The organism is Geobacillus lituanicus, from assembly GCF_050994965.1.
GTDB lineage: Bacteria > Bacillota > Bacilli > Bacillales > Anoxybacillaceae > Geobacillus > Geobacillus stearothermophilus.
This window is the reverse complement of record NZ_CP194773.1, coordinates 3,097,414-3,110,798: the sequence shown is the minus strand read 5'-3', so window position 1 is coordinate 3,110,798 and position 13,385 is coordinate 3,097,414. Positions and strand designations below refer to the sequence as shown.

Annotated in this window: 13 protein-coding genes; all 13 read left to right on the top strand. The window is 52.8% G+C overall.

Annotated features, from left to right (window positions below):
* Nucleotides 1–17 precede the first annotated feature (17 nt).
* The 13 genes from sufB to ACR1UW_RS15890 all read left to right on the top strand — a co-directional run bounded on the left by sufB (nucleotide 18) and on the right by ACR1UW_RS15890 (nucleotide 13,372).
* Nucleotides 18–1,415 (top strand): Fe-S cluster assembly protein SufB, encoded by a 1,398-nt coding sequence (sufB, locus tag ACR1UW_RS15950; protein WP_015375743.1) that lies wholly within the window; start codon nucleotides 18–20, stop codon nucleotides 1,413–1,415.
* Nucleotides 1,416–1,729: 314 nt separating this feature from the next.
* The gene (locus ACR1UW_RS15945; protein ID WP_498934062.1) at nucleotides 1,730–2,050 is read left to right on the top strand and encodes a hypothetical protein; all 321 of its coding nucleotides are present in this window, start codon (nucleotides 1,730–1,732) and stop codon (nucleotides 2,048–2,050) included.
* A 108-nt stretch (nucleotides 2,051–2,158) separates the two neighbouring features.
* Nucleotides 2,159–3,346 carry an IS701 family transposase gene (locus ACR1UW_RS15940; protein WP_050368573.1) on the top strand — a complete coding sequence of 396 codons (1,188 nt, stop codon included), beginning with the start codon at nucleotides 2,159–2,161 and terminating at the stop codon, nucleotides 3,344–3,346.
* 324 nt (nucleotides 3,347–3,670) lie between these two features.
* The gene (locus ACR1UW_RS15935; RefSeq protein WP_498935337.1) at nucleotides 3,671–4,519 is read left to right on the top strand and encodes a DUF72 domain-containing protein; all 849 of its coding nucleotides are present in this window, start codon (nucleotides 3,671–3,673) and stop codon (nucleotides 4,517–4,519) included.
* A gap of 17 nt (nucleotides 4,520–4,536) precedes the next feature.
* Complete coding sequence (locus ACR1UW_RS15930; RefSeq protein ID WP_498934060.1) at nucleotides 4,537–5,439, top strand: sulfite exporter TauE/SafE family protein; 903 nt, start codon at nucleotides 4,537–4,539, stop codon at nucleotides 5,437–5,439.
* 17 nt (nucleotides 5,440–5,456) lie between these two features.
* On the top strand, nucleotides 5,457–6,839 hold the full coding sequence (locus tag ACR1UW_RS15925) for a bifunctional metallophosphatase/5'-nucleotidase (RefSeq protein WP_498934058.1): 1,383 nt from the start codon (nucleotides 5,457–5,459) through the stop codon (nucleotides 6,837–6,839).
* A 61-nt stretch (nucleotides 6,840–6,900) separates the two neighbouring features.
* Nucleotides 6,901–7,203, top strand: coding sequence for a YunC family protein (locus ACR1UW_RS15920; protein ID WP_033010377.1), 303 nt, complete (start codon nucleotides 6,901–6,903; stop codon nucleotides 7,201–7,203).
* Between the two features lie 52 nt (nucleotides 7,204–7,255).
* Nucleotides 7,256–8,002: a sporulation protein YunB gene (gene yunB, locus ACR1UW_RS15915; protein ID WP_063210254.1), complete on the top strand. Its 747-nt coding sequence runs from the start codon at nucleotides 7,256–7,258 to the stop codon at nucleotides 8,000–8,002.
* Nucleotides 8,003–8,737: 735 nt separating this feature from the next.
* Nucleotides 8,738–9,934: an ABC transporter substrate-binding protein gene (locus ACR1UW_RS15910; protein WP_498934055.1), complete on the top strand. Its 1,197-nt coding sequence runs from the start codon at nucleotides 8,738–8,740 to the stop codon at nucleotides 9,932–9,934.
* Between the two features lie 105 nt (nucleotides 9,935–10,039).
* The gene (locus tag ACR1UW_RS15905; RefSeq protein ID WP_033010381.1) at nucleotides 10,040–10,918 is read left to right on the top strand and encodes a branched-chain amino acid ABC transporter permease; all 879 of its coding nucleotides are present in this window, start codon (nucleotides 10,040–10,042) and stop codon (nucleotides 10,916–10,918) included.
* A gap of 16 nt (nucleotides 10,919–10,934) precedes the next feature.
* On the top strand, nucleotides 10,935–11,909 hold the full coding sequence (locus tag ACR1UW_RS15900) for a branched-chain amino acid ABC transporter permease (RefSeq protein ID WP_429880303.1): 975 nt from the start codon (nucleotides 10,935–10,937) through the stop codon (nucleotides 11,907–11,909).
* A complete protein-coding gene (locus ACR1UW_RS15895; RefSeq protein ID WP_044742717.1) occupies nucleotides 11,884–12,663 on the top strand; it encodes an ABC transporter ATP-binding protein in 780 nt (259 codons plus the stop codon). Before ACR1UW_RS15900 ends, ACR1UW_RS15895 begins: the two co-directional genes overlap by 26 nt.
* Nucleotide 12,664: 1 nt before the next feature.
* Nucleotides 12,665–13,372, top strand: coding sequence for an ABC transporter ATP-binding protein (locus ACR1UW_RS15890; protein ID WP_033016329.1), 708 nt, complete (start codon nucleotides 12,665–12,667; stop codon nucleotides 13,370–13,372).
* Nucleotides 13,373–13,385: the final 13 nt, after the last annotated feature.

Below are 13,385 nucleotides of genomic sequence, written 5' to 3'. Positions count from 1 at the left end.
AAGGAAGGTGAACCGAGATGGCGAAAAAAGCACCGGAAATCGGTGAATACAAGTACGGCTTCGTCGATAAAGACGTCTCCGTCTTCCGCGCCCAGCGCGGCCTGACGCGTGAAGTCGTCGAAGAAATTTCGCGGATGAAAAACGAGCCGCAATGGATGCTCGAGTTCCGCTTAAAAGCGCTCGACATCTTCTACAGCAAACCGATGCCGCAATGGGGCGGCGACTTGTCAAGCCTCGATTTCGATGAAATTACGTACTACGTCAAACCGACGGAAAAATCGGGCCGTTCGTGGGATGAGGTGCCGGCGGAGATCAAAGCGACGTTCGATAAATTAGGGATTCCAGAGGCGGAACAAAAATATTTGGCCGGCGTCTCGGCGCAATACGAATCGGAAGTCGTCTACCATAACATGAAAGAAGACCTCGAAAAACTCGGTGTCATCTTTAAAGACACCGACTCGGCGCTGAAGGAAAACGAAGACTTGTTCCGCGAGTATTTCGCCAAAGTCGTGCCGCCGACGGACAACAAATTTGCGGCCTTGAACTCGGCCGTCTGGTCGGGCGGTTCGTTCATCTACGTCCCGAAAGGCGTCAAAGTCGATACGCCGCTTCAGGCGTACTTCCGCATCAACTCGGAAAACATGGGGCAGTTTGAACGGACGCTCATCATCGTGGACGAAGGGGCGCACGTCCATTACGTCGAAGGCTGTACAGCGCCGATTTACACGACGAACTCGCTTCATAGCGCGGTTGTGGAAATCATCGTCAAAAAAGGCGCCTACTGCCGCTACACGACGATCCAAAACTGGGCGAACAACGTCTTCAACTTGGTGACGAAGCGCGCCGTCTGCGAAGAAAACGCGACGATGGAATGGATCGACGGCAACATCGGCTCGAAGCTGACGATGAAATACCCGGCCGTCATCTTAAAAGGCGAAGGGGCGCGCGGCTTGACGCTCTCCATCGCCATCGCCGGCAAAGGGCAACATCAAGACGCCGGGGCGAAAATGATCCATTTGGCCCCGAATACGTCATCGACGATCGTCTCGAAGTCGATCTCCAAACAAGGCGGCAAGGTGACGTATCGCGGCATGGTCCATTTCGGCCGCAAAGCGTCCGGCTCGCGCTCGAACATCGAATGCGATACGCTCATTCTCGACAACCAGTCGACATCCGATACCATTCCGTACAACGAAATTTTAAACGACAACATCTCGCTTGAGCACGAAGCAAAAGTGTCGAAAGTGTCGGAAGAGCAGCTGTTCTACTTGATGAGCCGCGGCATTTCCGAGCAGGAAGCGACGGAAATGATCGTCATGGGCTTCATTGAGCCGTTTACAAGAGAGTTGCCGATGGAATACGCGGTCGAGATGAACCGCTTGATCAAATTCGAGATGGAAGGAAGCATTGGATAATCTTGATCATATCAAGGGTACAGCGTTCAAACGAAGCGCTGCACCCATCATTTTTTTCAAGTGCCGCTGATCCCACTTCAGTGTCTCATCCTCAATGTTTTGAGTCACATGGAGTGGGTGTCAGCGGTCATTGTTATGCTGGCATGCTCTATCCGTGCTAAAAGCGTCCATAACGATGATCGTCCATTTCAGATTTGTGAAGGAATGGTTATTTATGAATATTTTGTTATGATCTATAATCGGATTGGTGATGTTTCATTATTTTGAAAATATAACGATGAAAAAGAGAGTGGAACGTGAAAGAGATGATAGGAATGTGGAAATTGATCAGAATGTTGAAGTTGCGAGATCTGGAGTTGTTTCGTTTAGATGACCAAGATGGTGAAACGGTTTGTATGTTATTGATTTTGGATTACAGGAGACCTAGTGTTCTCGATGATTTTCCCATTTTAAAGGGAATCGAGGATGAGGATTCATTTGAAGGCGCGGAGAATTATATCCACACGGTCATCATTTCAGAGAAAACATTAGAACAACATATGGTGGACCGAATCATTGAGGTCATCGAAGGGTTAGTTGAACATAAGCCCGATTGTGATAATAATCATTCGTTTTATATTACGAACTGTAGATGAGCAAATTCACTGACATAAATTGACAACTAAACAAAAAAGGAGACATGAACCCGATTCCTTGGTTAGAATAGATGTACCACCAACTATCCACAAGGAGGTTCATGTCTCATGAATAGATTAGCACATCACCAAGGAATCCACAAGTTTTTCTTCACGCTGGGGTTGACGCTGCAGCTTTCCAAACCGGTCATCAAGCATCTCATTCATATTGTCGATGCCTTGACCACCAAGGGATTCTCGGGAACATTGACTGATATTCATTACTGGAGCTTTCATCCGAATCATCGAACGACGCTCAGTCACTTTTTCACGAAAAGCCCTTGGAACGAGGAAAGGCTGCTTGGGAAGCTTCAAGAGTGGATCCTTTCCCAGGTCGAACGACTGGCCAAACGGAAGAATCAACCCCTTTTTGTTTCGATTGATGATACGATTTGCCAAAAAACAAAGCCTTCGTCACGGGCTGTGCACGCCATTCAAGGGTGCGACTGGCACTACTCGCATAAAGATCATCAATCGGTCTGGGGGCATTCGCTCGTTTGGCTGATGGTGCACACCTTCACGCAGGCGTTCCCATTTGCGTTCCGCCTGTATGACAAGAAAGCGGGAAAAAGCAAGATCGACCTGGCGATCGAGATGCTTTCCTCGCTCAAGGTGAAGCGGGCTCAGCGGGTGTATGTGCTCATGGATTCGTGGTATCCGTCTAAGAAGCTCATCGAAGCCTGTCTGAAACAGGGATTCCATGTCATCGCGATGCTCAAGACGAACCGGATTCTCTACCCGAAAGGCATCGCCATCCAAGCCAAGCAGTTCGCCCGCTATATCGAGTCCAAAGACACCCGCCTCGTCACGGTGGGGCAGGAGCGTTATCGCGTGTATCGCTATGAGGGGGCCATCCATGGCCTCGATGACGCGGTGGTGCTGCTGGCTTGGAAGGCGGATCAGCCGATGGCGCCGGAACATCTTCATTGCATCTTGAGCACCGACCGGGAACTCGGGGACGAAGACATCTTGCGTTACTATGCTCAGCGTTGGACGATCGAGTGCTTTTTCCGGCAGGCGAAAGATCAACTGAAGCTGGATGGATACCGCGTTCGCCACATTCGGGCGGTGAAACGGTATTGGGCGGTGGTGCTGCTCTCCTGCGTGTACAGCATCGCCGAATCCCGCCAAAACCTCTCCACCGGGCTGGAGCTTCTTCGGTCGCGGAAAGACCACAGCGTCGTCGAGTTCATTTATGACGCTGCAAAGCAAGATATTCCCATTGATGTGATCAAAAAACAGCTCCGTATCGCGTAAGGGGTACCCTGTTTATCTCTCTAACCATGGAAATTATTGTAATGAAAAATGCTCATCTACAGTTACGAAGTTCCCTGATTATTTTGGGGTTGGCACACATTTAATCGAGTACATTCAACCGATCTTAGATAAGATGAATTTTGATATTGATCTCACCTATATCACGGATAAACATTTCAATTACTTGACGCAAGAATAACGTTGCTTGCCGCGTCGCAGGCCATTCCCCCTTAGAGCAACGTGCCAATAGTCGTTTTGATTTCATGGCCGACCTGCTTATGGTATAGTTAAAATATCTGAAAGCTGAATAAACTGGTGATGGCCATGATTTATATTGGACTGACCGGCTGGGGCGATCATGACAGTTTGTATCCGCCGGGCCTTGCTGCGAAGGACAAACTGCCGGAATATGCGGCCCATTTTCCGACGGTCGAGGTCGATTCGTACTTTTACGCCATTCAGCCGCGTTCGAACGTGGAAAAGTGGATTCGCGAGACGCCGCCGTCGTTTCAGTTTATCGTGAAGGCATACCAAGGAATGACCGGGCATGAGCGCGGCCCGATTCCGTATGAAAGCAAGGAAGCGATGTTCGCCGCGTTTTTGGACTCGATCGCGCCGTTTCAGGAAGCGGGGAAATTGGCGATGGTGCTGTTTCAGTTTCCGCCGTGGTTTGACTGTCGGCGCGAGCATGTGGCGTACTTGCGCTGGACAAAAGCGCGGATGGGGGAGGTGCCGGCGGCGCTCGAATTTCGGCACCAATCATGGTTTTCGCCGCGCTTTTATGAAAAAACGCTTCGCTTTATGGAAGAGGAAGGGTGGATTCACGCGATTTGCGACGAGCCGCAGGCGGGGGAAGGGTCGGTGCCGACCGTTTTGCATCCGACCGACCGAGAAAAGACGCTCATCCGCCTGCACGGACGGAATGTTCACGGCTGGAACAAGGCGACGGCCGGCGAGAACTGGCGGGCGGTCCGCTACTTGTATCGATACAACGAGCGCGAGCTGCGCGAGTGGGTGCGCCATATCGAGACATTAAAGCAAAAAACAAAACAAATTTACGTGCTGTTTAACAACAACTCCGGCGGCGATGCCGCTGACAACGCCAAACAATTGATCGATTTGCTTGGCATTGAATACACGGGCCTTGCGCCGCGGCAGCTTGGTTTGTTTTGAAGCGGGGGAGAGACAAAATGGCGTATATGTTGCTTTTTTTGATCGGCTTTATCGCGGGGACGGTCGGCAGTTTGGCCGGCCTTGGCGGCGGGGTGATCATCGTGCCGTCGCTTCTGTTTTTCGGCGCGCTCGGCTGGCTGTCGGCGGTGACGCCGCAAGTGGCGGTCGGCACGTCGCTTGTCGTCATTATTTTCAATGGCTTATCGTCCACATTGTCGTATATGAAAGACAAAATGGTCGACTATCAAAGCGGCTTGCTCTTTTGTCTTGGCAGCGTTCCCGGGGCGGTCATCGGCGCTTGGGTGAACAATACGCTGAGCGCCGCTCATTTTTCATTGTATTTTGGGCTGTTTTTAATCGCCATGTCGCTCTTTTTGTCGCTGAGTCAAAAGAAAACGAAGCGTTCGGCTGACGAGACGGCGGCGGCGACGGAGAATGAACGGGAGTCATCCCGATCCGAGACGAAAGCGGAAACCCGCTTGAAACGGGCATCGTGGTGGGCGCGGAAAGTCATGCGCACGTACACGGAGCGGAACGGGGAGACGTTCGTGTACGGCTATTATCCGCTCGCCGCGATCGCCATCGCGTTTGTGGTCGGCTTTTTCGGCGGGTTGTTTGGCATTGGCGGCGGCTCGCTCATGGTGCCGGCGATGATCGTGCTGTTTCGCTTTCCGCCCCATGTGGCGGTCGCCACGTCGATGTTGATGATTTTTTTGTCCTCGCTCGTCGGTTCGCTCACCCATGTCGCGATGGGAAATGTGCAATGGTCGTTTGCCCTTGCCCTCATTCCTGGCGTATGGATCGGCGCGAAAACCGGGGCGTGGATCAATAAGCGGATGCCAAGCCGGACGCTTGTCGTCGTGCTTCGGATGGTGCTCGTTTTGCTTGGCCTTCGGCTTGTGATCGAAAGTTTTTCGTAACCAAGGAGGCTTGCGCATTGAAGCAAACCGTCTATATTTATCATACGAACGACGTGCACAGCCATTTTGAACATTGGCCGCAAATCGCCCGCTTTTTGTCAGAACGGAGAAGGGAGCATCGCGCGCGCAACGAGGCGATGCTTTTGTTTGATGTCGGCGATTTTCTCGACCGCGTGCACCCGATTACCGAGGCGACGCGTGGAAAAGCGAATGTGGACTTATTGAACGATCTTCACTATGATGCGGTGACGATCGGCAACAACGAAGGGATCACCCTTGATCATGATGAACTGGATACGTTGTACGAACAGGCTCGGTTTCCGGTCGTGGTCGCCAATTTGTTTCGCCGCGATGGCGTGCGGCCGCATTGGGCGCTTCCGTATGTCGTCATCCCGGCGACGGAGACGTTTCGCATTGGGGTGGTTGGCGCCACCGCTCCGTTTTCTCACTTTTACGAGCTGCTCGGCTGGAAGATCGTTCCGCCGTTTGACATGTTGGCAGCGGCGGTGGAGGAAGTGAGGCAAAAGGCCGATTGCGTCGTTGTGCTGTCTCATCTTGGGGTGAATGAGGATGAAAAAATCGCTGCGACGATCCCAGGCGTGGACATTATTTTAGGCGCTCACACCCACCATGTGTTTCCAGAAGGAAAAACATTGAATCAAACACTGCTTTGCGCGGCGGGGAAATACGGAAAATATGTTGGGGTGGTCAAGCTGGAGATTGACCAAAACCGGCTGTCCAGGGCATCCGCGACGGTCGTGGATGTCGAACCATTGCCCCGCTCCGAGGCGGTCGAGCGCCATCTTGTTTGTCTTGAGCAGGAAAGTTTGGCGCGGCTTGAAGCGGAACAAGTCGCTGTGCTCCATGATGACTTGCCGCTTGACTGGTTCGCCCCGTCGCCGCTTGCCCGTTTGCTTGCATCTGCGCTGCGCGAATGGTGCCAGGCGGACATCGGGATGGTGAACGCCGGGGTGCTGCTTGAACCGCTTGCGAGAGGACCGGTGACGAAAAAAGATTTGCATCGCATTTGCCCGCATCCGCTCAACCCGTGCAAGGTGAAGCTGCGCGGCGCGGAGCTCAAAGAGATTATCCTTGAGGCCAATACGGAACGGATGAAGCATTGGCAGTTTAAAGGGTTTGGCTTCCGCGGCGAAGTGATGGGGGAAATGGTGTACGACGGCGTCGAGATCGAAACGGAGCTGGAAGAAGACGGCGCCTGGCATATCCGCGCCATTCGAATCAACGGCGAGCCGCTCGAGCCGGAGCGCACCTATGACGTGGCGACGACCGACATGTTTGCCATTGGTCATTTTTACCCGCAAATTCAGCGGGCGGCGGAGAAAACGTACTATATGCCGGAGTTTTTGCGCGATCTTCTCGCCTGGAAATTGGCCCAATAGGCAGGCACTTCTTTTTCCATGCTTCATACATTGGAGTATGGAAAGGAGAGTGACTGCGGCGATGGTGGAAGTCAAGCCGATTATCATTGAGGGACATCCGTTTGTCGCGGTGTCCGTCCAGCTGCCGAAAACGAACTTGCTGGCGGTGGCGAGTGAAAAAGGGTACATCATGTGCGGGGCGCTCGATGTGGCGTTATTGAACGAAAAGCTGCGCGACCGCGGCATTGTCGCCGGACGGGCGGTCGGGGTGCGCACGGTCGAGCAGCTGCTTGAGGCGCCGCTCGAATCGGTGACAGTCGCCGCCGAGGAGCTTGGCATCAAACGGGGAATGAAAGGAAAAGACGCGCTGTTGAAAATGCGGTGAAAAAATCCCTCCTTGCAAGCATACATATAGCTTGTAAAGGAGGGATTTCATTTTGCTGCGCCCCCGATTTGTGCGGAGAGGGCCGCTTCCGTTCCGCTACGTGTTTTTATTGACATTCGTTTTTTTTATGTTTTCCACAGCGGCCGGGCTTTGGATCGTGAATAAAGGCATTGAGCCGGTGCTGATGGAAATTGCGGAAACGGAAACGAAGCGGATTGCCAACTTGGTGATCAATAACGCCATTGAGCAGCAGTTTCAAAAAGACAACCCTGAATTTCGGCAGCTGGTCACGGTTCAAAAGGACGAAAGCGGCAAAATTGTGTCGGTCGATTTTGACACCGCGGTGATCAATCGCATCTTATCGGAGACGGATGATCATGTGATGGAAAGCTTAAAGGCGGCGACAGAAGGACGGATCGAACGGATGGTGCTGCCTGAGGTCGAATCCGGCCAAGGGGACAGCCGCGGGATCATTTACTATATCCCGCTCGGCCAAGTGACGAACAACGTGCTGCTCGCCAACCTTGGCCCGCGCATTCCGGTGCAGTTTCAGATCGTTGGCAATGTCGACTCGGAAGTGACGAAAGAAATTCGAGCGTATGATATTAACAGTTTTTTTATTGAAATTGATATTCATGTATCGGTCGACATCCAAGTCGTCATTCCTTTTGCATCGAAAATTTCCAATGTGACAACAGATATTCCAGTTGTGATGCGCTTTATTCCGGGAGAAGTGCCGCAATTTTACAACAAAAACGGCGGTCAAGTCGGCCCGTCCATCCAGCTTCCGAAGCGCTAGTGGGAAAGGCTGTCAATGTGCGCCTCTAAAAGGCCGGCGACTGTCATCTTCCTAAATCGATCGTTCTCGTTCGACTGTCGAAGGCAAGCCAAGGCGTGACGGAGGATCGAACAACCGCCTGCTTCACAGACCCATATATGGGTCTTTAAGCGGCGTTGTTCGGTCGCCCGACAGTCGATCAAATACTCGGGGTAAAAGCTGCAAATGGCAAAGCTTCAAATTGCATCTATATAAGTTGCAATAAAGATTTTCCGATTGTTCGATTCTGTTTTCCCTTCATACAAGTCGACTTTGATAGAATGCGGCGGGCGCTCTGCCGGATGTAAAACAAAGTTTCAACTTATATATAGTTCCGTTAGGTTGACGGGTGCCCGCGTCAGCCGTTGGGAATGGTTTTTACAGAAACATGGAAATATTATGCAAAAAAAGTGTTCTTCCCGGCGAAGGGGCTTTGGCTGTTTCTCTGGCGTTTGTCAAGAGGAAACAGCTTTTTTGTTTTTTAAATAGAAAACAACTAGACGAGTTGGTTCGAATTTTGTAATATTATATTAAATTGAAAATAATTTTATTATTTATATAGCAGTTTGAGAGGGGGAATGAACGGCCGGCATCGGAAGGCATGCATCAGTTTGCGGCGCCATCCGGCGCGGCGCACGAGGACTCTATCGATATAGTATGCAGAAAAAGGTGTGCGCTCTGGTGACAGAACATTTTGAACAATGGGGGGAACAAGAAATGAAGAAAAAAAGAGCAACAGGTGTCTTTTTCTCATTGATGCTGACGGTGGGTCTTTTGGCCGGCTGCGGCGGCAACCAGCAAGGAGGCAGTTCTTCAGGCGGAAACAGCGGCGGAGGAGGGGGCGGCGATGTGATTAAAATCGGCGCCAACCTTGAGCTCTCCGGCGGGGTCGCGTCATACGGCCAGTCGATTGCGGAAGGGCTCGACTTGGCGCTTGAGGAAATCAACAAAGAAGGAATCAACGGCAAAAAGCTGGAGTTGGTGAAAGTCGACAACAAATCGGAAGCGGCCGAAGCGACAAACGGCGCGATCAAGTTGATCAGCCAGGATAAAGTCGTCGCCATCATCGGCTCGGCGACGAGCACGAACACGCTCGCTCAAGTGCAAATTGCCAATGACAATAAAGTTCCGATTATTACACCGTCTGGGACGAGCGAAACGGTGACCGTCAAAGATGGCAAAGTGAACGAGTTCGTCTTCCGGACGTGCTTTATCGACCCGTTCCAGGGAACGGTGGCGGCCAAATTTGCGCTGAACGACTTGAAAGTAAAAAAGGCGGCTGTTTTGATCGACAGCGCGAGCGATTACTCGAAAGGGCTGGCGGCGTCATTTAAAGAAACATTTACAGCCGGCGGCGGCCAAATTGTTGCCGAAGAAGCGTATGTGGCGAAAGACACCGACTTCCGCGCCACGCTGACGCGCATAAAATCAAAGAATCCAGAGTTCATTTTCCTGCCGGGCTATTATGAAGAAGTCGGCCTCATCGTCAAGCAGGCGCGCGAGCTTGGCTTGAACGTGCCGATCATGGGCGGCGACGGCTGGGATTCGCCGAAGCTGGTCGAGATCGCGGGCAAAGACGCGTTGAACAACACGTACATCACGAACCATTATTCGTCGGGCGACCCGGATCCGAAAATTCAAGAATTTGTCAAAGCGTTCCAAGCGAAATACAATAAAGCGCCGGACGCCTTTAACGCCCTTGGCTACGATACGGCATACTTCTTGGCGGATGCCATCAAACGGGCTGGCAGCGCCGATCCGGTGAAAATTAAAGACGCGCTGGCGCAAACGAAAGATTTGCAGCTTGTCACGGGAACATTTACGGTCGATCAAAACCACAATCCTGTCAAATCGGCCATTATTTTGGAATACAAAGACGGGCAGCAGCAATTTAAAACAAAAGTGAATCCGTAATAAAAGGCTGGATGGATGCGTGGACAGGGGAGGCCCCTAAGGGGCGCCCTCCCATCCGGCATTTCTTTTGGCCAACGACGAGTTTTCGTTAAGGAGCGTGCAATCATGGAACTCATTCAACAGCTGGTCAACGGCATTTCGCTAGGCAGCATTTATGCGCTCATCGCGCTTGGCTATACGATGGTGTATGGCATCGTCCGGCTCATTAACTTCGCCCATGGCGACGTCTTTATGATTGGTTCATTCGTCGGTTTTTACGCTGTGACGATGCTCGGCGTCGGTTTTTTCCCAGCGCTGTTGTTGGCGATGGCCGCCTGCGCCGTGCTCGGGGTAGTCATTGAGCGGATTGCGTACAAGCCGCTGCGCAACGCGACGCGCATTGCTGTGCTCATTACAGCGATCGGCGTATCGCTCTTGATTGAGTACGTCATCATTTATTTGCGTGGGGCGCAGCCCGAAGCGTATCCGAGCACGTTGCTGTCAGATCGGAACTTGGAGCTGTTTGGCGTTGTCATCAGCAGCCAGTCGCTGTTCATCCTCGGCACGTCCCTCGTTTTGATGGTCCTTCTTCAGTTCATTGTTCACCGGACAAAAATCGGGAAAGCGATGCGCGCCGTCTCTCATGATGCGGAAGCGGCCCGGTTGATGGGAATCAACGTCGACAATACGATTTCGGCCACGTTCGCCATCGGTTCGGCGCTTGCGGGGGCGGCAGGCGTTATTTTCGGCATTTATTATACAAAAATCGAGCCATTGATGGGCATTCTTCCCGGATTAAAAGCGTTTGTCGCCGCCGTGTTGGGCGGAATCGGCATCATTCCGGGAGCGATGGTCGGGGGGCTTTTGCTTGGCGTCATCGAATCGCTCGTCAGCGGGCTCGGCTACTCGCTTTGGCGCGACGGAGTGGCGTTTGTCATTTTAATTCTCATCCTCATTTTCCGGCCGGCCGGATTGTTTGGCAAGAACGTACGAGAAAAAGTGTAAAGGATGGTAGGGAACAATGGCAACTTGGAAGCGGACGCGTGGATTTTGGGTTTCCGTCATACTGGCCTTCTCCTTTTTCGTTGTTGTCGAGTGGCTGATTGCAAGCGGAACGTTAAACATCTTTTATGTGAATACCCTCTTTTTTATGGCGATTAATGTCATTTTGGCCGTCAGCCTTCATTTAATTATCGGGATCACCGGACAATTTTCCATTGGCCATGCCGGTTTTTTCGCCGTTGGCGCCTATGCCTCCGCGATTATGACGATGAAGCTGCAGCTGCCGTTTGCGGCCGGCGTTTTGGCCGCCGGGGTGGCGGCGGCGCTCGCCGGCCTCATCATCGGCGTGCCGAGCTTGCGTTTAAAAGGCGATTATTTGGCGATCGCCACGCTTGGGTTTGGCGAAATTGTCCGCATCGCGCTCTTGAACATCGATTACGTCGGCGGGGCGAGCGGCATGACGGTGACGCATATGACGACATGGCCGTGGGTGTTCGCCTGCCTGTTTGTCACGATTTTGGTGATCGCCAACTTCACGAACTCGACGCACGGACGGGCGTGCATTTCGATTCGCGAGGATGAAATCGCCGCTGATGCCATGGGGATCAATACGACGTATTACAAAGTGGCGGCGTTTGCGATCGGTTCGTTTTTCGCCGGCATCGCCGGGGCGCTGTACGCCCATCACTTTTACATCATTCAGCCATCGAACTTTGGCTTCCTGAAATCGTTTGACATTTTGATTTTCGTCGTGCTCGGCGGGCTCGGCAGCCTATCCGGCGCGGTGGTGGCGGCGGTGCTGCTGACGATCGTTTCGACGTTCTTGCAAAACTATCCGGAAACGCGGATGATCATTTACAGCATCGTCTTGATTTTGGTGATGCTGTACCGTCCAACCGGGTTGATGGGGACGAAAGAACTATCTTCGCTCTTCAAATGGCGGAAGGCAGCGCAGGGAGGAATGAATCATGGCGGCAAAAACACCGTTGCTTAAAGCAGAAAACGTCGGCATCCAGTTTGGCGGGCTCAAGGCGCTCTCCGGTGTGACGATGGAGCTATATCAAGGGGAGCTTGTCGGGCTCATCGGCCCGAACGGCGCGGGGAAAACGACGCTGTTTAACTTGTTGACGGGCGTGTATGTGCCGACTGACGGGCGGATTATGCTTGACGGCGAGACGTTGAACGGACTGCCGCCGTATAAAATTACGCGCAAAGGGATCAGCCGGACGTTTCAAAACATTCGCCTGTTCGGCGAGCTGTCGGTGCTCGACAATGTGAAAGTCGCCTACCATGCGCACGCCCGCCATTCGATCGCGAGCTCCATTCTCCGCCTCCCGTCCCATTTCCGCGGGGAAAAGGAAATGGAAGAAAAGGCGATCGAGTTTTTAAAAATTTTCCAGCTTGACGGCGTCATGCACGAGAAAGCGAAAAACTTGCCGTACGGCCAGCAGCGCCGGCTTGAGATCGCCCGGGCGCTGGCGGCGCAGCCAAAAGTGCTTTTGCTTGACGAGCCGGCCGCCGGCATGAACCCGCAAGAAACGAAAGAATTGATGAACTTGATCGCGTTTATCCGCGAACGGTTTGCGTTGACGATTTTGTTGATCGAACACGATATGTCGCTTGTGATGGGCATTTGTGAGCGCATTTACGTGTTGGACCACGGCCAATTGATCGCCCACGGCACGCCGGAACAAGTGCGCAGCAACCCGAAAGTGATCGAGGCTTACCTTGGCGAGGAGGTGTCGTGACGTGTTGAAAGTGGAGGCAATCGATGTGTTTTACGGCAACATTCATGCCTTAAAAGGCGTATCGCTTGAGGTGAACAAAGGCGAGATCGTCACGCTGATCGGCGCAAACGGCGCCGGCAAAACGACGCTGCTAAAAACGATCTCCGGCTTGTTGAAGCCGAAAAGCGGCGACATCGTCTACGAAGGGGCTTCGATCGCCGGCAAGGCGGCGCAAACGATCGTCAAGCAAGGCATTTCCCACGTGCCGGAAGGGCGGCGCGTGTTCGCCAATATGACGGTCGAGGAAAACTTGGAGCTTGGCGCGTTTTTGCGCAAAGACAAAGACGGCATTCAACAAGACTTTGCCAAAGTCTTTCAGCTGTTCCCGCGCCTCGAGGAGCGGCGCAAGCAGCTGGCCGGCACGCTTTCGGGCGGCGAGCAGCAGATGCTCGCCATCGGCCGTGCGCTCATGGCGCGCCCGAAGCTGCTCTTGCTTGACGAACCGTCGATGGGGCTCGCGCCGCTGCTGGTGAAGACGATTTTCCGCATCATTCAGGAAATCAACGAATCGGGAACGACGATTTTGCTTGTCGAACAAAACGCCCACATGGCGCTCTCCATCGCCGACCGCGCCTACGTCATCGAATCCGGGCGCGTCGTCCTGTCGGGGGCGGCGAGCGAGCTGCAGGCGAGCGAGCAAGTGAAACAGGCGTATTTGGGCGGGCATTAACGAAAGCAGAAAG